General features: G+C 75.5%; 1 protein-coding gene. It reads right to left on the bottom strand.

Annotated features, from left to right (window positions below):
* Positions 1 to 453 (bottom strand): family 4 glycosyl hydrolase (locus tag CCN51_RS58365; protein ID WP_483883463.1); only part of this gene is annotated, 453 nt, incomplete at both ends.

Here is a 453-nt window from a genome sequence, read left to right as displayed (position 1 = left end):
CCAGCGCTCGCAGCCACGGCGCGCCGAAGAGCTTGCCCTCCTCGAAGGACTCCAGGGCCGCGGTGTCCGCCATCAGCTCGGGCAGCCGGTCCCGCCCGTCCACGATCACCCCGCGCAGCCAGCCCAGGTGATTGAGGCCCACATAGTCGTAACTGGCCCGGCCCGGGTCGGCGCCCAGGGCCCGCGCGGCGCGGCGGCACAGCCCGACCGGGGAGTCGCAGATGCCGATCACCCGGTCGCCGAGCACCCGCTGCATCGCCTCGGTGACCATGCCGGCCGGGTTGGTGAAGTTGATGACCCAGGCGTCGGGGGCCACGGCGGCGATCCGCTCGGCGATCTCCAGCGCCACCGGCAGGGTGCGCAGCCCGTACAGCACCCCGCCGGCGCCCACCGTCTCCTGGCCGAGGACGCCCTCGGCCAGCGGGACGCGCTCATCGCGCGCCCGGCCGGCCA

Origin of the sequence: Streptomyces milbemycinicus, assembly GCF_002154605.1 — a bacterium.
In the GTDB taxonomy this organism is placed as follows: domain Bacteria; phylum Actinomycetota; class Actinomycetes; order Streptomycetales; family Streptomycetaceae; genus Streptomyces; species Streptomyces milbemycinicus.
This window is presented reverse-complemented; position numbering and strand designations above follow the sequence as displayed.